This is a genomic window from Rickettsia endosymbiont of Oedothorax gibbosus, assembly GCF_936269705.1.
GTDB lineage: Bacteria > Pseudomonadota > Alphaproteobacteria > Rickettsiales > Rickettsiaceae > Tisiphia.
In genome coordinates, this window is record NZ_OW370493.1 from 2173032 (window position 1) to 2191484 (window position 18453).

Genomic DNA, 18453 nt, shown 5'->3' on the forward strand with positions numbered 1-18453 from the left:
GAACCCTAGTGGATAATTTTCGAACCCAGATTTAGGTAATAATAATCGTTACACAGTGTTCTTATCATAGGTTTGCGTGGTGAGGCATTATTTTATTGTTCCCATCCTCTACACTATAGTACCCTACAATTTTGAGAAGATGAAGAAGAATGGTTGATTTAGAGTGGTGTGAAGTAGTATAAGGTAGGTATTTTTATAACAAAATGCATAATATAATACTTCAAGAATTGATTTTATATATAGACGGAAATAAATCAAGATTAAAATGTTTGTTTGGTATGGTAATTAGTTTGCTGACGGGCAGCTCAATTTATCAAAAAGGTTTAGCACTTGGTATTTTAGGTGATGCTAAAGCGACGTCAAAAACTCATAGAATTTATCGTTTTTTAAAAGATTTTAATTTTGATTATATGAAGGTTGGCTATTTGCTATTAAGCTTTTTTGCTTCAAAAAATTATGTCGTAGCAATGGATAGGACAAGTTGGAAATTTGGTAAATCCGATATTAATATTTTATTTTTAGTAATGGTAATTGGTAAAATATCGGTGCCAATATTCTGGAAGACTTTGTCGCATGGTGGCGGGTGTTCTGCAGAATTTATGAAGGAATTTTTACAGAAATTTATTAATAATTTTGGCGTTGAAAGAATAAAATATTTGCTTGCTGATAGAGAATTTATGAATAAAGAATGGTTAGACTTTCTGATAAATAACCATCTAAAGTTTGTTATTCCATTAAAAATGGATCATAAAATTCGTCTTACAAAAGGTTTAAGAACTTTAACCATTGAAAGAATATTTAGTGATGTTAAAGCCTTAGAGTATAGGGCTTGTAGTGGTATATTATGGAATAGAAAGGTTAATTTTACCGCATATAGAAATGATAAGAGCGAGCTGATGGTTCTGGTGTCTTCAATTGAAATAGAGCAAGATATTTTTGCTTTATATAAATTTCGTTGGAGTGTTAACGACTATTTTTGCACCTAAAAAGCGGTGGTTTTGATATTGAAAAAAGTCACATTGTAAAATTGGATAGATTTGAAAAATTATTAGTGATAACTGCTATTGCTTCAGCTTTAATAGTCAAAAATGGAATAATACAAAATGCCTTAAATCCCATCCGAATAAAACGGTACAAAACCATTGAAAGACAATTGTTTTCATTATTTACCTATGGCTTTGATCATATCAAAAATGCTTTTTATCAATCTACAACAGCCATAACGCAGCTAATATCCACATTATTAATACCTCCCAAACAAAAACTTTTTTCTATCCTAATACCATCTTTACAAAAATTGTAGGGTACTTATATCTTTAAATTATGATATAAGTAATGGTAAGAGGGTGATTTGAGGGGTACTTGATTGAGATAATCGAGCATAGAATAAGTACCCTCTTACAAAGTTTGCTTTGAACAAATTGCAGAAGGTGTTGGAAGTAGCAGCCTTGCACAATAAGACGAAGGAGATTATATCATGAGTAAAATAATAGGTCTAGATGTAAGTGGAAGTGTAATATAGTGAGTTGACATTGTTATAAAAAGGCGATACAATAATGTCATTATTAGCAACTATGAGTAATAGGATGACAACAAGAAGATATAGAATAATATATGAATCGTATGATCATAAGCAACCCACTACAACAATTTCAAGAGTAGAAGTACTTAATGGCGAGCTTAACGAACCAAGTAATTGTCTAGATTTTTCCATAGGTTTGGATAATCAAATTGCTTTAATTCAAGGAGTACAGGATATAGTTTTGCAGGAAAAGATTCAATTAATCCATAAACTAACAAAAGTTACTTGCCCTAAGTGTAAAATTAAAATGCATAAGACTGGTGTAAATAAATCTACTTTTCACGATGTTTTCACTGATCATAACATTGTAATACAGAGATTTAAATGCCATAATTGCGGATATGAAACGCACTCTACCGTCCGCACGTTATTGCAGGGAGTAATTTCTGGTGATTTAAAAAAAATACAAGCTACACTAGGTGCTACACATAGTTTTAGAGAAGGAGAGAAATTATTTGAATTATTTTCTGGTAAAGATCGGCAAATTAATAATCATAATCGTATTAAACAAGTTACAGAATCAGTTGGCAATGCTATTGAAGATATCAATGCTGATGAGAAGGAAATGCTCATTACTGAAGATGCTGTTGAACTAATATTAAATGTAGATGGAGGACATATAAAGACAACAGAGGATCAACGTAGTATGGAGGCTATGGTGGCTGTAGTTTACAAACCAGAATCTATAAAATCAAATAGTCAAGATACCAGGAATTATATTATAAGTAAGAATTGTGCAGCGTCAATTAAGGATGATCGTCAAAAACAAATTATAAGTTCTACTATTATTGCAGCATTGAAACAAGGCTTAAGCCCAAAAACACATATTACCGCACTATGTGATGGGGCGGCAAATTGCTGGAATATAGCAAAGGCACTAGAGCCTTTGTGTGCTAAAATAACTTATATTTTAGATTGGTTTCATTTGGGTATGAAATTTGAGAATATATCGTTACCAAAAAGGCTAAAAGAAGATCTGATGCATATCAAGTGGCATTTATGGAGAGGAGATGTGGAGAAGGCGATGATAAGATTTAAAGAAATATTAGCACTGACAAAAGAAGAACAGCATCATGATAGGATTAAAAAATTATCCCAATATGTTGATAATAATAAAGATAAAATTGTGGATTACTCAACAAGGAAGGATCAAGGGCTGATCTTTACTAGTAATCTTGCTGAATCAACTGTTGAGAGTTTAATCAATCAAAGATGTAAAGGGCAGCAACACATGAGATGGTCTAGAGAGGGGTTAAATCCTATTTTGCAATTAAGATCTATAATCCATAGTAATGATTGGTCTAGCAAATGGAAAACTGCGGTACTAAATGCTGCTTAATAATTCACTATATTACACTTCCAGAGGTATATGGTGGGCGATGGCAGACTCGAACTGCCGACATTCTCGGTGTAAACGAGATGCTCTACCAACTGAGCTAATCGCCCACTTCTTCAGCTTAAGGCAGATATTGCCCCATTTCCTCAGAAAAATCAAGTTATTTCTAAAATTATTTAATTTTTAAATAATAAAAATGTTAACCTGGATATTGCATGAAGGTGGTATTTATAAAAATAAAATGGCAATATCGCTTATAAGTGGTCATGGATATGTTAATTTTCACTTAAATTATGTCTAGATATGCAATTCTTCCTGATTTAAGATAGAATCCCCCCTTACCCCCATTTTTTATTGTACCGGGGACAGTACCATATCAATGGCATTCGGTTAAGCTGTTACCCCTCTTAAATTAAGAACTAACCTTATTAATTTTAGGTTATAGAGAAGCGAGTCCTTACATATTACGTCAATTCGGGATAAGGATATTGTGAACATGTAGATTAAAATCAAATTTTGTTGAAGGTTTATTTTTCTTTAATGAGTAAGCAACAAGAGTAGATAATATATGGACAAAGGCATTTATTGGTGATCTATGTCTAGTATGTTCAAGGTTCATTTTATTTTTTAGATAATCAAAAACTGTTTCAATTAAGTTACGCTTTCGAAGTAAGATTTTTTCTTTCAAATCCATTAATTTATTTTCCATATTCTTCTTAATTCCATGAATCATTTTTAAGCCTCTTTCATATAAATTTAAGAACAAATTTTGCTTAATATAACCTTTATCAGCTGCTATAATTCCAGTTAATCTTTTTGTTAACTCCGGTACTGGAACCCTATCATCTACATTGCCTTTGGTCACTTTTAATGCCATAAACTCCCCTTTATTATTGATTATTACATGTAATTTAAAACCATAAAAATACCCCATAGAGGATTTACTATGTTTGGCTAATCCTTTAAAAACTTTATTGCTATAACGCCTTTTATTGTGACAAGCTTTAATCGTTGTAGAGTCAATAAAATAAATACCTGTTTCCTCACCAAACAACAAATGAATCAACATATTTAGCGGTATGAATAATCGTGCCATTAATTCAACAAATCTATTATAACTCAAGGCTTTGGGAAAATCATCCTTATGCATGCACTCTATATAACTTTTATAGAAAAATTTAAAATTCTTAGCATAGGATGTATGAAACATAATTATTATTGTTAACATTTCACTTAGACTCATGCTACAACAGCGATTTCTTTGCTTATTTGATGGTAATAACTTTCTCTGTTCATACTCCAAATAAATTTTACAAAAATCATCTATAAAACTATATAATTCTGTGATATCTTTTTTCATGCCTGTAGTTTGTTTTTTTGTTTAAAAATATAAATACTGCAGGCACTCCTTTTTGACAATCCTTTTATCTATTACTATTTCATCTATATCTTATCCCGAACTGACGTATAATAGTAATAATCTCTGAGAGTCCTATACTGCAAACTACTTTACGCTTACGGTTAGGATTTGGTAATATATATTTATTTTGCTCCGTATCAAAATGCTTGCAAAAATCATCAATTAAGCAGAAAATCTCCGTAAGAGGGATCATAATATATTCTCCAATTTTGTTGTTATTATTCGAGAACTTTATAATCCCTCCCTTCTTACTTTTCAAATATTCTTTCTAACAAACTGGTTTGAAAGAAGGTTTTATTTTTACCATAGCTCACCACTATAATGGTTCCAATATTTTGGACAGAAAAATAAGAAAAATGAGATAGAATTCTTTAGCAAACAAGGAGAGCTAGAGATGAAAAAACAAGTAAGGCAATATAGTGCTGAGGAGAAAGCCAAAATTGTCATAGAAGCAATTAAGGGAGAGCTAACAATAGCCCAGATAACCAGTAAGTATGGTGTTCATGCAACACAGATAAGTAACTGGAAAAAACAAGGTCTTGAGTTGTTAGTACAAGGTTTTAAGAATAAAACACAGAGTGCTGATCCAAATCAGCAGGGGTTAATCAAGAATCTATATGAGCAAATTGGTCAGTTAAGCGTTGAGTGTGACTGGCTCAAAAAAAAATCTGCATTGTTTGGAATTAAAGGTTAGGTGTAATATGATAGAGCCTAATCATAATAAGTTAACAATTGTACAACAGTGTAAGTTATTGGATATTAGCAGGTCAACCTATTACTATCAACCTACTGGTATTAGTGAACAAGATATCAAGATTATGGCAATAATTGATGAGACCTATACTATGCATCCATATTATGGTATGCGGCGGATGGCTAAATATTTACAAGCCCAAGGTTTTTCGGTAGGTCGTAAAGCTGTTAGACGTTACTACAAGATAATGGGTCTTGAAGCTGTTTATCCTAAAATAAATTTAAGCAAGAGGAATCAAGTGCATAAAATATATCCTTATTTACTAAAAGGATTAGAAATAGTATTGCCAAACCAGGTTTGGAGTGCAGATATAACGTATATAAGACTGAGCCAAGGGTTCGTATATTTAGTAGCTATTATTGACTGGTATAGTCGTTATATTCTAAGTTGGCGAATCTCCATTAGTTTGGAAAGTGAATTTTGTGTAACAGCCCTTGAAGACGCTATAGAAAAATATGGTATGCCAAAAATATTTAATACCAATTGCAATAATTAACGCAGTGGTGTAAAATGGGTTTTTAACTGATAAAGGTACTCAAATGGCTAGGTTAATATTACCACAAGGTTTTCATGGTCATGATTTTATAAAAATGATGAAACATGAGCCGCATGGTCGAAATCGTATACGTTTATTGGCGATGTATCACCTTCAATTAGGCAAATCTTTAAAAGCCATATCTGAAATAGTGAAGTCACACTGGAAAACTGTGCAATCATGGCTCAGAAGATTTAGGAATCATGGTTTTGAAGGATTATTTGAATCACAAAGAAGCGGCGCCCCTAGGAAGATTAACACTATACAAGAGTCTGCTCTTTTTGATAAAATCAATACGCTCAGTGAAAGTAAAACTGGTGGGTATATAACTGGAAAGGAGCTACATATCATGTTACTTGAGGAATATGGTGCTAAATGCGCTTTAAAAACAGTCTACAATACTATGCACCGCCTTGGTTTTAGCTGGATTACTTCTCGTTCAATGCATCCAAAGTCAAATCAAGAGACTCAAAATACATATAAAAAAACTTCCCAGACATGTTAACAAAATTATTACCAAAAAATATCGATAGATGTAAAGTTGATATATGGTCTCAGGATGAAACTCGAGTTGGGCAACAAGGTAGCTTAACTCGTATATGGGCTAAGCGTGGCACTAGACCCCGTAAAGTTCGGCAACAGCAATTCATTTCAACATATATTTATGGAGCTGCTTGCCATGATACAGGAGAAGCTTTTGCATTAATTTTACCATATGCAAACACACAGGCAATGAATAAATTCTTAGAAGAGCTTTCTCGCAGTATTCAAGGCAACCGACATATAGCTTTACTAACGGATAATGCAGGTTGGCACACAGCCAAAAAACTAACTGTGCCAAGCAATATCACTTTGATACCGCTTCCGCCCTATGCACCGGAACTTAATGCAATGGAACAAGTTTGGGAATGGATCAAAAATCATTTCTTGTCTAACCAATGTTATGGTGTATATGAAGATATCGTCACTATGGCTTGTTACGCTTGGAATCAATTTGCTCATAATGTAGATTTAGTAAAATCAATTATGTATAGAGACTGGATAAACACACCGTGTTAATTATTGCAATTGGTATGATATACGGAAAAGCTATACTTTGCAGTAATTTATAAAAGAAGAAGAACCATCTTGGATAAAACTATTTTTTGGGTTATTGTTGTTGGCACTATTATAGTAACTTTGACTCTGATCTCTAATATATTGATGCCATTTTTTATAGCTGGGATAATATCATATATATTACAGCCTATAATCGATAATCTGTCGTTACGATATAAATTATCTAGAACTATAGTAGTTTCAGTAATTTCCTTTCTATTTTTTAGCATTTTTGCTATAGTAATTGTAGTGTTGCTGCCTATCATATATCAACAAACAACTTTGCTAATTAGTAAAATTCCAGCTTATAAAGATTATTTACAAACTGAATTAATACCTGTTATTACGGCAAAATTTTATTCAATAGATCCAGATATTGCTGATAATATAAAAAATTCTATTAGTAACTTTGTTAATGGTATATTTTTGTTGATCACAGGGCTTGCTAATAATATTTGGCATGTTACTATGGTAACAATCAATTTATTTGTGTTGATTTTATTAATACCACTTATATTATTTTATTTTTTACGAGATTGGTTAACAATGTCAGAAAATATAAACCTTTTACTACCTTTGAAAGGTAAAAAGAAAATTCTAAAAATATTATCAGCCATTAATACTTCCTTGTCTTCTTATATAAGGGGACAGCTAAATGTTTGTTTATTATTATCAATCTATTACGGAGTTTCTTTGTCGATTCTTGGTGTGGATTTAGGATTATTGTTAGGGGTTTTATCTGGTTTTTCAATAATTATACCATTTGTTGGCATCTTAATATCCTTTTCTCTTACCATGATTGTTAGTTATTTTGCTTTTGGTATGGTCAGTACCTTATTTTATATAATCATTATTTATTTGGTTGGCACAATAGTTGAAGGATATATTTTATCACCGAAAATTATAGGTGATAAGATCGGTCTACATCCTCTTTGGATAATATTTGCAGTTCTTGCATTAGGTAATATATTTGGTTTTTTGGGTATATTATTTGCTATACCAATTGCCAGTATAGTAAAAGTTTTGTTTTTAGCTGCTATCGATTTTTATAAATCTAGTAAGTTTTATAAGACTTAAAGATGAGAGATTCCCAGCAATATATATTACCATTATTTGGTAATGATCGATATGTTCTAGATAATTTTATTAATTCACCTTCTAATCAAATCGCATACAATTCAATAAAAAACTGGTCGAGAATTTGGGGCAGTAAACCCTATGAGTTTACAATTTTGCTTTATGGTCCTCCTTCTTCTGGTAAAACATATCTTAGTAAAATATGGCAAAATTTGTCGAATGCATTTTTTATAAAAAAAGATTCAGATATACTTAGTGCAGAGCATATTATGAAGTATAATGCTTTTATTATAGAAGATATAGAATTTTGGCAGGAAAGAAATATCCTCCATTGTTTTAATTTAATAAGTGAGTGTCGTAAATATTTGTTGATGACTACAGGAAGCTTAGCTAATAATTTTGCATTACAGGATTTATCATCAAGAGTCAATTCTGTTTTAAGATTAGAAATAAAACAGCCAGATGATGAATTGATGAGCAAATTAATTTTTAAGTATTTTTCTGATCAATCGGTTAAGGTATCTGACTGTGTAATTGAATATTTATTAATTAATTTACCACGGCAATTTGATCAAATAATCAAATTATTGGATGTAATAACGCACTATGCATTAGTTCGTAAGCAAGCTGTTACCATCTCTCTTATCAAACATGCACTTAAATAGGAAGTTGGGGTACTCAAATGATTTGAAGAATTGTTTTTTTGAAAATATAGGGACTCGCATACCATAGCACTATACAATTTTGCAAAAATGCTAAAGGTTGCTTGTTGATTATATGAATATACGTCAATTCGGGATAAGGATATTGTGAACATGTAGATTAAAATCAAATTTTGTTGAAGGTTTATTTTTCTTTAATGAGTAAGCAACAAGAGTAGATAATATATGGACAAAGGCATTTATTGGTGATCTATGTCTAGTATGTTCAAGGTTCATTTTATTTTTTAGATAATCAAAAACTGTTTCAATTAAGTTACGCTTTCGAAGTAAGATTTTTTCTTTCAAATCCATTAATTTATTTTCCATATTCTTCTTAATTCCATGAATCATTTTTAAGCCTCTTTCATATAAATTTAAGAACAAATTTTGCTTAATATAACCTTTATCAGCTGCTATAATTCCAGTTAATCTTTTTGTTAACTCCGGTACTGGAACCCTATCATCTACATTGCCTTTGGTCACTTTTAATGCCATAAACTCCCCTTTATTATTGATTATTACATGTAATTTAAAACCATAAAAATACCCCATAGAGGATTTACTATGTTTGGCTAATCCTTTAAAAACTTTATTGCTATAACGCCTTTTATTGTGACAAGCTTTAATCGTTGTAGAGTCAATAAAATAAATACCTGTTTCCTCACCAAACAACAAATGAATCAACATATTTAGCGGTATGAATAATCGTGCCATTAATTCAACAAATCTATTATAACTCAAGGCTTTGGGAAAATCATCCTTATGCATGCACTCTATATAACTTTTATAGAAAAATTTAAAATTCTTAGCATAGGATGTATGAAACATAATTATTATTGTTAACATTTCACTTAGAATCATGCTACAACAGCGATTTCTTTGCTTATTTGATGGTAATAACTTTCTCTGTTCATACTCCAAATAAATTTTACAAAAATCATCTATAAAACTATATAATTCTGTGATATCTTTTTTCATGCCTGTAGTTTGTTTTTTTGTTTAAAAATATAAATACTGCAGGCACTCCTTTTTGACAATCCTTTTATCTATTACTATTTCATCTATATCTTATCCCGAACTGACGTAATTTAGGTTGCATTTTTAATAAAAAAGTTGCTAAATAAGCAATAATATATTTGATTATCAGATAAATATTGTATATATTCATAAAGCATTTCCTTTTATGATTGGGTTTTTAGGGTTAATAACATTTTTCTTATATTCAACTTATACATATTGACAAGTGGTTGAATTTATATGTAAAATGGTTACGATTCCTAAAGTTTATCTTACTGAAAGAATTTATTAAATTTATTTGGTAAGACAAACAACTTTACTATAAGGGTTTTTTCCTGTCAAGAAAAAAACCGTTTTTCACGGATAAATTTATAAAAGATTATGTTTGATGGGTTGGTTTGAAAATATAAAGGATTTCCTTAATAAAAAAATGAAGGATGAAGGGCTAAAGGTAGGTCAACTAGCTGAGGCTGCAGATGTTCCTGAAACTACTATGAGGAAGATGCTAGATAATCGGCGTCCTGAGATAAAAAACATACTCAAACTAGCTGATTATTTTAAATGCTCTGTCAATGAATTATTGGGTAGAGAGGAATTTGACTCTGGGGGAAAACAACAATATGGTAAACTATCTCCTGAAGAATTAAGTGCTAATTTAAGGAGTTTTATCAATAAGGAGCTAGTCAAAAACGATTTAACTCAGTCTGAGTTAGGGAAAAAACTTGGTCTTAGTGAAGATGCATTACGTCCTTTTTTAAAAGAAGATGATACTCAAAAAATGCTATCTAGTGTTACATTGGTACTTCTTGCCGATTTTTTTAAAGTGTCTATTGATGGGATGATTGGTAGAACACCGAATCTCGCAAGAGAACAGCAGATAGAAAAACCTTTAGATAACATAAAAAACCTAAGTCCTGAAGTTCTAAAAGCCGCTCAACTTATCGGCAAATCTATCAAAAATGATATATCTAAGGTTTCGGCTGATGAAAAAGCTGCACCCCGCCATGTTAGCTCTGTAACTAAGAAACCGCATAGTGAAAGAAGCAGATAATTCTTTTGGGTAAATAGTAGGTTGTTTAATGCAAGAACGTATCCGTAATATTAGAGGACTATTTGCTAAGTATAAAATAGATGGATATATAGTACCATGTAACGATCAATATCTTAATGAGTATGTTCATGAAAGTGCTAAGCGACTGCAATATATAACTAACTTTAGCGGATCAAATGGTATTGCGGTGATTTGCAAAGGTAAGGCGGTATTTTTTACAGATGGTCGTTATCTAGAACAAAGTAAACATGAACTAGATCAAGAAATTTTTAAGATTTTTGATATTAAAGATTTAGCACATTTTCCTTGGGATGACTATTTATGTAATGATGGTATATTGGGATATGATTCGAAACTCTTTACTAATGTTAAGTTACAAACATTTGCTAAAATAAGATCCCGTTTACAGAAGATATCTGATAATTTAATAGACCAAATTTGGTATGATAAACCTGATCAGCCATCATCAAAAATATATATTCATGATGATAAATTTTCTGGTCAATCATATAGTAATAAAATTGCCATATGCCGCAATCTACTAACTAAATATTCCGCCGATACAATGATTGTTACTTCAACAGATTCAATATGCTGGTTATTAAATCTCAGAGCAAGTGACACTCCATATTCACCATTGATGCTCGCTATAGTTCTAATCACTCAAGACCAACTATATTTATTTACTAACCCGAATAGAGCTAATCAAGAAATTATGATTGCTCGCCCTGACATAACTATTTTATCGGAAGAAAAGTTTGCCGGTATATTAGGTCAAGCTAATAAGGTTCTCGTTGATGAAAATTTTGCCTCAAGTTACATTATGGATTTGCTCAATAATAAACTAGTAGAAAAAATTAACGACCCTTGTCAACTATCTAAAGCAATTAAGAATGATATTGAGATTAAACACACAGTTAATTTTCATATTAATGACGCGGTAGCACTATGTGAATTCTTGGCATATTTGTTTGAGCTACCAAATTTACAAGATCAAACTGAGTATGATTTAGGAGAAATATTAACCGAATTTAGATCTAAGCAAGATCAATATGTTACGAATAGTTTCCCAACTATATGTGGTTTTAAGGAAAATGGTGCGATAATTCATTACCGAGCAACAAGCCATCAAGCAAAAAAAATCTTAGGTAAAGGTATATTATTAATTGATTCTGGTGGACAATATAAAGGCTGTACCACTGATGTAACCAGAACCTTTGCTATAGGTGACCCTACCGAGGAACAAAAATTACGTTATACTCAAGTTCTTAAGGGACATATTGCTCTATCGATGATTAAGTTTCCGGTTAATATTACTACAGGAAGCCATTTAGATGTATTAGCTCGACAATTTTTGTGGAGGGACGGGCAAGATTACCCGCATGGTACAGGTCATGGGGTCGGTTGCTTTTTAAATGTCCATGAAGGACCACAAAATATTAATTTACGCAGTAACGTGATTTTACAACCAGGTATGATTGTGTCCAATGAGCCGGGTTACTATAAAATCAACGAATTTGGTATTAGAATAGAAAATTTGATGTATATCAGAAATAGCTTACAGGATGTAAATTATTTAGAGTTTGATACTCTTACTATGGTTCCTTATGCAAAGGAGTTAATAGATTATAAAATGCTAAACGAAGATGAAATACGTTATATAAAACAATATTATCAAAAAATTAAACAACAAGTTTATCCCCTACTGTCAATTAGAGGACAGCAATGGTTAGGCAATCAATTATTTTCATATATAAACTAGGTGACAAAAAAGTTTCTTGCTCTAAATATTGCATCTTGACCTTATTATAATGTAAAATTCTACATATAACGGTTAACATATTTATCTAATAAGGTTTTTATCATTTTTTGATAGGGAATATGATGTTTAGATGCTTGAGACTTAAAAAAATCAACACTTTCTTTACTTAAAGAAGTAGTAATTTTAACGGAATTATCTTTTAGGATTAAATTCTCAGGTGCTGGTAAGAAGTCATTTATTATTTTCACTTCTTTTATTTCACCATCACTATATTTTATTTTCTTTTTCATAAATCTTTTTTCCTTTTCTCCAATAACCCGCACCAAAAATCCTTATGATATAGTCAATTGATGAGAAGTTGGGAACGTTGTCACTCGTCGCTCGCCTATTACTTATAGGCGTCGCTCCATCGCATAAGCGTTAGTTTAAGAAAACAATAATTGAGAAACCGTCATTGCAATCTGATGTATCCCCACGAAATTGTTGCAAAATAGCAAGAATTGATAGAATATCTTCATTATTTAATGATGATGGAGATAGTAGGTTATGGATGTAAAAACAGTATTAAATGAAGTAATAAAAGAACATTGTCCTTTTATACATAATAATCGTTTAAATGCGTTACTTGATGTTGCAGAAGGCTTGCGATATAGTCAGAATTTGTCTTTGAGTGCAATTGGCAGGAACTTGAGTGGTGATAGTAAAGTAAAACATAAAATAAAAAAAGTTGATAGATGTATAGGTAACAAACATTTATATAATGAGGTTGATAATCTCTATAGTGCTTTATCATATTTCATATTTGAGTTTATCAAGCATTCTAATGATGACAGTGTTGTGATTGATTTATGTTATCTTAAAGATGATGGAAGTGTAATATAGTGAGTTGACATTGTTATAAAAAGGCGATACAATAATGTCATTATTAGCAACTATGAGTAATAGGATGACAACAAGAAGATATAGAATAATATATGAATCGTATGATCATAAGCAACCCACTACAACAATTTCAAGAGTAGAAGTACTTAATGGCGAGCTTAACGAACCAAGTAATTGTCTAGATTTTTCCATAGGTTTGGATAATCAAATTGCTTTAATTCAAGGAGTACAGGATATAGTTTTGCAGGAAAAGATTCAATTAATCCATAAACTAACAAAAGTTACTTGCCCTAAGTGTAAAATTAAAATGCATAAGACTGGTGTAAATAAATCTACTTTTCACGATGTTTTCACTGATCATAACATTGTAATACAGAGATTTAAATGCCATAATTGCGGATATGAAACGCACTCTACCGTCCGCACGTTATTGCAGGGAGTAATTTCTGGTGATTTAAAAAAAATACAAGCTACACTAGGTGCTACACATAGTTTTAGAGAAGGAGAGAAATTATTTGAATTATTTTCTGGTAAAGATCGGCAAATTAATAATCATAATCGTATTAAACAAGTTACAGAATCAGTTGGCAATGCTATTGAAGATATCAATGCTGATGAGAAGGAAATGCTCATTACTGAAGATGCTGTTGAACTAATATTAAATGTAGATGGAGGACATATAAAGACAACAGAGGATCAACGTAGTATGGAGGCTATGGTGGCTGTAGTTTACAAACCAGAATCTATAAAATCAAATAGTCAAGATACCAGGAATTATATTATAAGTAAGAATTGTGCAGCGTCAATTAAGGATGATCGTCAAAAACAAATTATAAGTTCTACTATTATTGCAGCATTGAAACAAGGCTTAAGCCCAAAAACACATATTACCGCACTATGTGATGGGGCGGCAAATTGCTGGAATATAGCAAAGGCACTAGAGCCTTTGTGTGCTAAAATAACTTATATTTTAGATTGGTTTCATTTGGGTATGAAATTTGAGAATATATCGTTACCAAAAAGGCTAAAAGAAGATCTGATGCATATCAAGTGGCATTTATGGAGAGGAGATGTGGAGAAGGCGATGATAAGATTTAAAGAAATATTAGCACTGACAAAAGAAGAACAGCATCATGATAGGATTAAAAAATTATCCCAATATGTTGATAATAATAAAGATAAAATTGTGGATTACTCAACAAGGAAGGATCAAGGGCTGATCTTTACTAGTAATCTTGCTGAATCAACTGTTGAGAGTTTAATCAATCAAAGATGTAAAGGGCAGCAACACATGAGATGGTCTAGAGAGGGGTTAAATCCTATTTTGCAATTAAGATCTATAATCCATAGTAATGATTGGTCTAGCAAATGGAAAACTGCGGTACTAAATGCTGCTTAATAATTCACTATATTACACTTCCTTAGCTGGACTGCTTGCCTATGTTTTTAAGCCTAATAAAATTTCTGTAGCTTTTGGAAAATTAAACAATCTCAACCTTCCTCTTACATCAAACTGAGGTTAAAATATAGCAGATTTTTATGTTACACTAATAGCTGTTTACATTATTTTTGCAAGATTGCTTATTTTTTTCATTTGCTTCAATACTCAACATATTTAAAATATGTTTAACTAACATAATTCTTGACTTATTATGTTTAATTAATGAACCTATAATAGGATTGAGTAATTTAGAATGTCGCATTAGATAAGGATCGCACTCAAAATGCACTCCACTTAAAATAGCCCTGCCCCTACCGAGTTTACACATTATAATAGCTGCCTTACAATCTTCATAATTAGCAATAATTTTTGTATTAGCTACATTTTGGGCATCTAAAAAATAGCCTCCTCCATTATAAAAAACCATAGAATCTTCAGAAAGATTAGGAGTATTTAAGATTATCCTAGCGGCTCTTGCTCCTTTATTTGAATTATAGTAATACTTACATAAGGCTGGACCTATAACACCCCCCTGATATATGGCAAGTTCTCGAGTGCTTACTACTTCTATGGGGGAAGATTTAGCAAATTCTAGGTAAGTACCACTATAATATGCTCCTGCACATATTCCGAGAAAACTACCACCTTGCATTAAATAGTTTTGTATATACTTATTGCCTTTGCCGTTAAGATGTTCCGCATAGCATCTATCTTTTCCTCCTGGAATAATAAGTAAACTAGTATTATCAATCCAATCTCCTCTTATAATTTCTTCTGCAGAAATATAACTTATATGATATTTTGTTGAAACATAATGAACAAAACTATTAAAGGTATGATACAAGCTTTCCTTCGATGTACCTAGCCCATTATAGATTCTGATTGATGGTATCATTAAATTTTTTTACTCAAACTAATAGCTATATTACACATTAACTTGATAATTTTATTAATTAGGGGGGCAAATACTACTTCATTACTACCTTGCACTAGAGCTATATCTTTATGCTCCATTTCATCAGACTGAAATTGCTTTATACTATCTAACAATTCTTTTTCTAAATTATTGGCTATATATCCTTCGAGATAATCTATTTGTTTTTGATAATGTTGTTCAATCGCTTCTTCTACACTTTGGGTTAACAACATGGCAGTTTTTGTTCCTATTAATATTGATCCACTACCAAGTACATAACCAATAATATGCCAAAATGGCATTAAGATCGTTGGTCTAACATTACCTTGTAATAACAAGTTAGTAAAGTAGCTTAAATGTACTTCTTCTTGCTGCATCATATGTTTTATTGTAGGATAGGTTTGATGGTTTCTGCAATAATTTAATTGCCCCTCATAAATTCGTTTTGCACCGTATTCTCCGGCGTGATCCACTCTAATAATTTCTTTGATGATATTTCTTGAATTGGTAAAATCGGGTCTTGCCATACGCCCTAGTTCATTTAAATAATGTTATTAAAATTTATTCTATCAAGAAATATAATACAGCAATCTATCAGTTCCTTAAAAGATAAATTTATATTTTATTGACAGTTTAGTGTCATTATTGTATAAGTAAATCTGTTCCTTTGTATTGGATATGAATTTATGAAACGCACATTTCAACCTAGCAATTTAGTAAGAAAAAGAAGGCATGGGTTTAAGGCAAGAATGGCAACTGTTGGTGGTAAAGAGATTTTAAGGAAGCGTCGGGCAAAAGGCAGAAAGAAGTTATCAGCATAGGCAGTGCTTATTTTATCTCTAAAAAATCAAAAAGAATTTGACCTAGTTAATAAGTTAGGCAAAAAGTTCTATAGTCCTTATTTTATCACAGTAATAGCAAAAGATTTTACTAAGCTTCTTACAAAATTAAATGCAAGGAATAATGCTGGTGGCAAGACTACCAATCAAACACGGCTATGTAAGAAATCTAGTGAGATTTTATTGCTTTTTGGCATAAAAGCCGGAAGAAAATTAGGAAAAGCTGTTATTCGCAATAAAATTAAGAGGCGTATCAGGCATTTAGTTAGGCTTCTAAGTAAAGAAACACAAATTAAACCCAATAACTGGGCAATGATAATTATTCCTAAGAAAGGTTTTGATCAAATTGAGTTTACAACCTTACTAAGCGAATTATACAGGATATTTTCAAAGGCATAATAGACTCGTGAGCGTTCACACTACTAACCTAAATTTCTCTATTACTAACCCATTGATAGGCAGTAGGATCACTAAATACTTGTCGTAAAAATTGATTGTTCATAGCATGGCTGGTTTTATAACCAGTGATGTTAGCTATTAGATACCCTCCTGTAGTATATAAATCTCCGAATAGATCAAGAAGTTTATGCCGCACGAATTCATCAGTATATCTAAGTCCATCGTGATTTATTATAATATCTTGATCTATACCTATAGCGTTATCAAGAGATGCCCCACGTGCCAGCCCTTTGCTTTTTAAATATTCAAGTTCATGGATAAATCCAAAAGTTCTAGCATCAGCAATATTATTTTTAAAAGATTCATTTTCTGAGAAGAGTAAATTTTGCTTGCCAATAGCTTTACTAGCAAAATCTATTGTCATATCAACTGTCATACTATGGGCAGGGCTACACACTAACTCGCAATCTTTGTGAATTGCCCTAATTTCTTTTAAGATTTTTAGGTATTTTTTTGGAGCATTTTGTAATTGTCGCCCAGCACATTCTATCATAAAAACAAAAGCTTTACTGCTACCATCCATTATTGGTACTTCAGAACCATCGATTTCAATTATTAAATTATCAATTCCACATCCCCAAAGAGCTGCCATTAAATGCTCTATAGTTGAAACGGAAATATTATGTTCATTTTTTATGGTAGTAGAGAAAGAAGTCTCTGAGACATTCAAACAACTAGCTTGAATAAAATTTATTTCTTGCCGCACATCAGTCCTGACAAAAACAATGCCAGTATTTTCTGCAGCTGGTCTTAAAGTCAACTGAGTAATGCTACCGGAATGAACGCCTACCCCATAACAACTTACAGGGTTTAGTATTGATACTTGCATTGATAAGTTCTACTTCTATTTTAGAAATTCAGGCTATTTTAATACCTTAACAGATTATATGCAAGTTACATTATGTTACAAAATATTACACTTATACTAGGCTCTGTGAACAAAATTTTAATTGTTTAGATTTTGAGTATTTTTAAGCGAAAATTAATAAGATTTTTGCCGGAATAGTTAGTTCTATTTCAAAAAAATCTTATAATTTGCAGCTAAAAAGAGTCGAAATCTAGTAATTTAAATTTTGTTCACAGAGCCTAGATAATCAAGGTTTTTGCAGAGCTTATAAATATAGTCAATTCAGGAGAATTTGGGGCTAGGAGCGATGGAGCGACACCTATAAGTAATTATAGTACCCTACAATTTTGAGAAGATGAAGAAGAATGGTTGATTTAGAGTGGTGTGAAGTAGTATAAGGTAGGTATTTTTATAACAAAATGCATAATATAATACTTCAAGAATTGATTTTATATATAGACGGAAATAAATCAAGATTAAAATGTTTGTTTGGTATGGTAATTAGTTTGCTGACGGGCAGCTCAATTTATCAAAAAGGTTTAGCACTTGGTATTTTAGGTGATGCTAAAGCGACGTCAAAAACTCATAGAATTTGGACCAGTGTTAAGAACAAGCTCTTTTGCCGCCACTTACAGTTCCTAAAAAAATAATGTTTACACTTTTTTATTGTTAGAGCAAAAAATATATTGCAAAATAATTGTAATATGAATAAAATCGAGTAAATCAATACCGACAC

General features: G+C 31.5%; 22 protein-coding genes, 1 tRNA gene and 2 pseudogenes. 17 read left to right on the forward strand and 8 right to left on the reverse strand.

Going from position 1 to position 18453, the window contains the following annotated elements; translation table 11 throughout:
• Nucleotides 1–203: 203 nt before the first annotated feature.
• The 3 genes from NBW66_RS11945 to NBW66_RS11955 all read left to right on the forward strand — a co-directional run bounded on the left by NBW66_RS11945 (nt 204) and on the right by NBW66_RS11955 (nt 2921).
• On the forward strand, nt 204–986 hold the full coding sequence (locus tag NBW66_RS11945) for a transposase (RefSeq protein WP_250311116.1): 783 nt from the start codon (nt 204–206) through the stop codon (nt 984–986).
• Complete coding sequence (locus tag NBW66_RS11950) at nt 977–1303, forward strand: hypothetical protein (RefSeq protein ID WP_250310575.1); 327 nt, start codon at nt 977–979, stop codon at nt 1301–1303. Before NBW66_RS11945 ends, NBW66_RS11950 begins: the two co-directional genes overlap by 10 nt.
• A gap of 253 nt (nt 1304–1556) precedes the next feature.
• On the forward strand, nt 1557–2921 hold the full coding sequence (locus NBW66_RS11955; protein ID WP_250311117.1) for a UPF0236 family transposase-like protein: 1365 nt from the start codon (nt 1557–1559) through the stop codon (nt 2919–2921).
• Nucleotides 2922–2952: 31 nt separating this feature from the next.
• Here the strand turns inward: NBW66_RS11955 and NBW66_RS11960 are convergent.
• The 3 genes and pseudogenes from NBW66_RS11960 to NBW66_RS11970 form a co-directional block, all read right to left on the reverse strand.
• Nucleotides 2953–3028 (reverse strand) — tRNA-Val (locus NBW66_RS11960).
• Nucleotides 3029–3387: 359 nt separating this feature from the next.
• On the reverse strand, nt 3388–4278 hold the full coding sequence (locus tag NBW66_RS11965; protein WP_250310582.1) for an IS982 family transposase: 891 nt from the start codon (nt 4276–4278) through the stop codon (nt 3388–3390).
• A gap of 85 nt (nt 4279–4363) precedes the next feature.
• Nucleotides 4364–4531: pseudogene (locus NBW66_RS11970) on the reverse strand (IS982 family transposase); the annotation flags it as partial.
• A gap of 201 nt (nt 4532–4732) precedes the next feature.
• Between NBW66_RS11970 and NBW66_RS11975 the strand changes: the two are divergent.
• The 6 genes from NBW66_RS11975 (at nt 4733) to NBW66_RS12000 (ending at nt 8467) form a co-directional block, all read left to right on the forward strand.
• The gene (locus NBW66_RS11975) at nt 4733–5032 is read left to right on the forward strand and encodes a transposase (protein WP_094649795.1); all 300 of its coding nucleotides are present in this window, start codon (nt 4733–4735) and stop codon (nt 5030–5032) included.
• Between the two features lie 7 nt (nt 5033–5039).
• On the forward strand, nt 5040–5588 hold the full coding sequence (locus tag NBW66_RS11980) for a DDE-type integrase/transposase/recombinase (protein WP_250311119.1): 549 nt from the start codon (nt 5040–5042) through the stop codon (nt 5586–5588).
• Nucleotides 5589–5631: 43 nt separating this feature from the next.
• Nucleotides 5632–6132 carry a helix-turn-helix domain-containing protein gene (locus tag NBW66_RS11985; RefSeq protein ID WP_250310542.1) on the forward strand — a complete coding sequence of 167 codons (501 nt, stop codon included), beginning with the start codon at nt 5632–5634 and terminating at the stop codon, nt 6130–6132.
• Nucleotides 6126–6686 (forward strand): IS630 family transposase, encoded by a 561-nt coding sequence (locus tag NBW66_RS11990; protein WP_250310543.1) that lies wholly within the window; start codon nt 6126–6128, stop codon nt 6684–6686. The genes NBW66_RS11985 and NBW66_RS11990 overlap by 7 nt, the downstream gene beginning before the upstream one ends.
• Before the next feature lie 69 nt (nt 6687–6755).
• Complete coding sequence (locus tag NBW66_RS11995) at nt 6756–7802, forward strand: AI-2E family transporter (protein WP_250311120.1); 1047 nt, start codon at nt 6756–6758, stop codon at nt 7800–7802.
• 2 nt (nt 7803–7804) lie between these two features.
• On the forward strand, nt 7805–8467 hold the full coding sequence (locus tag NBW66_RS12000; RefSeq protein WP_250311121.1) for a P-loop NTPase family protein: 663 nt from the start codon (nt 7805–7807) through the stop codon (nt 8465–8467).
• Between the two features lie 123 nt (nt 8468–8590).
• Here the strand turns inward: NBW66_RS12000 and NBW66_RS12005 are convergent, their stop codons facing one another.
• The gene (locus NBW66_RS12005) at nt 8591–9481 is read right to left on the reverse strand and encodes an IS982 family transposase (RefSeq protein ID WP_250311122.1); all 891 of its coding nucleotides are present in this window, start codon (nt 9479–9481) and stop codon (nt 8591–8593) included.
• A 427-nt stretch (nt 9482–9908) separates the two neighbouring features.
• On the opposite strand from NBW66_RS12005, the gene NBW66_RS12010 reads away from it, so the two are divergent.
• Both NBW66_RS12010 and NBW66_RS12015 read left to right on the forward strand, forming a co-directional pair.
• Nucleotides 9909–10571: a helix-turn-helix domain-containing protein gene (locus NBW66_RS12010; protein ID WP_250311123.1), complete on the forward strand. Its 663-nt coding sequence runs from the start codon at nt 9909–9911 to the stop codon at nt 10569–10571.
• Nucleotides 10572–10599: 28 nt separating this feature from the next.
• Nucleotides 10600–12333 carry an aminopeptidase P family protein gene (locus NBW66_RS12015; protein WP_250311124.1) on the forward strand — a complete coding sequence of 578 codons (1734 nt, stop codon included), beginning with the start codon at nt 10600–10602 and terminating at the stop codon, nt 12331–12333.
• Between the two features lie 59 nt (nt 12334–12392).
• On the opposite strand, the gene NBW66_RS12020 is transcribed toward NBW66_RS12015, so the two are convergent.
• Nucleotides 12393–12623, reverse strand: coding sequence for a CopG family transcriptional regulator (locus NBW66_RS12020; protein ID WP_250311125.1), 231 nt, complete (start codon nt 12621–12623; stop codon nt 12393–12395).
• A gap of 256 nt (nt 12624–12879) precedes the next feature.
• Between NBW66_RS12020 and NBW66_RS12025 the strand changes: the two genes are divergently transcribed.
• The 3 genes and pseudogenes from NBW66_RS12025 to NBW66_RS14685 form a co-directional block, all read left to right on the forward strand.
• Entirely contained in the window at nt 12880–13215 is a 336-nt protein-coding gene (locus tag NBW66_RS12025) for a hypothetical protein (RefSeq protein WP_250311126.1), read from the forward strand.
• A 34-nt stretch (nt 13216–13249) separates the two neighbouring features.
• A complete protein-coding gene (locus NBW66_RS12030; RefSeq protein WP_250311117.1) occupies nt 13250–14614 on the forward strand; it encodes a UPF0236 family transposase-like protein in 1365 nt (454 codons plus the stop codon).
• A gap of 22 nt (nt 14615–14636) precedes the next feature.
• A pseudogene (locus tag NBW66_RS14685) lies at nt 14637–14732 on the forward strand (IS982 family transposase); the annotation flags it as partial.
• A gap of 30 nt (nt 14733–14762) precedes the next feature.
• On the opposite strand, the gene NBW66_RS12035 reads toward NBW66_RS14685, so the two are convergent.
• Together NBW66_RS12035 and NBW66_RS12040 are read right to left on the reverse strand one after the other, a co-directional pair.
• Nucleotides 14763–15551 (reverse strand): BPL-N domain-containing protein, encoded by a 789-nt coding sequence (locus tag NBW66_RS12035; RefSeq protein ID WP_250311127.1) that lies wholly within the window; start codon nt 15549–15551, stop codon nt 14763–14765.
• Entirely contained in the window at nt 15551–16099 is a 549-nt protein-coding gene (locus NBW66_RS12040) for a demethoxyubiquinone hydroxylase family protein (protein ID WP_250311128.1), read from the reverse strand. The genes NBW66_RS12035 and NBW66_RS12040 overlap by 1 nt, the downstream gene beginning before the upstream one ends.
• Before the next feature lie 159 nt (nt 16100–16258).
• On the opposite strand from NBW66_RS12040, the gene rpmH reads away from it, so the two are divergent.
• Nucleotides 16259–16393 (forward strand): 50S ribosomal protein L34, encoded by a 135-nt coding sequence (rpmH, locus tag NBW66_RS12045; protein WP_250311129.1) that lies wholly within the window; start codon nt 16259–16261, stop codon nt 16391–16393.
• A gap of 3 nt (nt 16394–16396) precedes the next feature.
• Nucleotides 16397–16810 (forward strand): ribonuclease P protein component, encoded by a 414-nt coding sequence (gene rnpA / locus NBW66_RS12050; protein WP_250311130.1) that lies wholly within the window; start codon nt 16397–16399, stop codon nt 16808–16810.
• Between the two features lie 28 nt (nt 16811–16838).
• Here rnpA and lpxC read toward each other — a convergent pair whose 3' ends face one another.
• Entirely contained in the window at nt 16839–17699 is an 861-nt protein-coding gene (gene lpxC / locus NBW66_RS12055) for a UDP-3-O-acyl-N-acetylglucosamine deacetylase (RefSeq protein WP_250311131.1), read from the reverse strand.
• 437 nt (nt 17700–18136) lie between these two features.
• Here lpxC and NBW66_RS12060 point away from each other — a divergent pair, with 437 nt between their 5' ends.
• Nucleotides 18137–18367 (forward strand): hypothetical protein, encoded by a 231-nt coding sequence (locus NBW66_RS12060; protein ID WP_250311132.1) that lies wholly within the window; start codon nt 18137–18139, stop codon nt 18365–18367.
• Nucleotides 18368–18453: the final 86 nt, after the last annotated feature.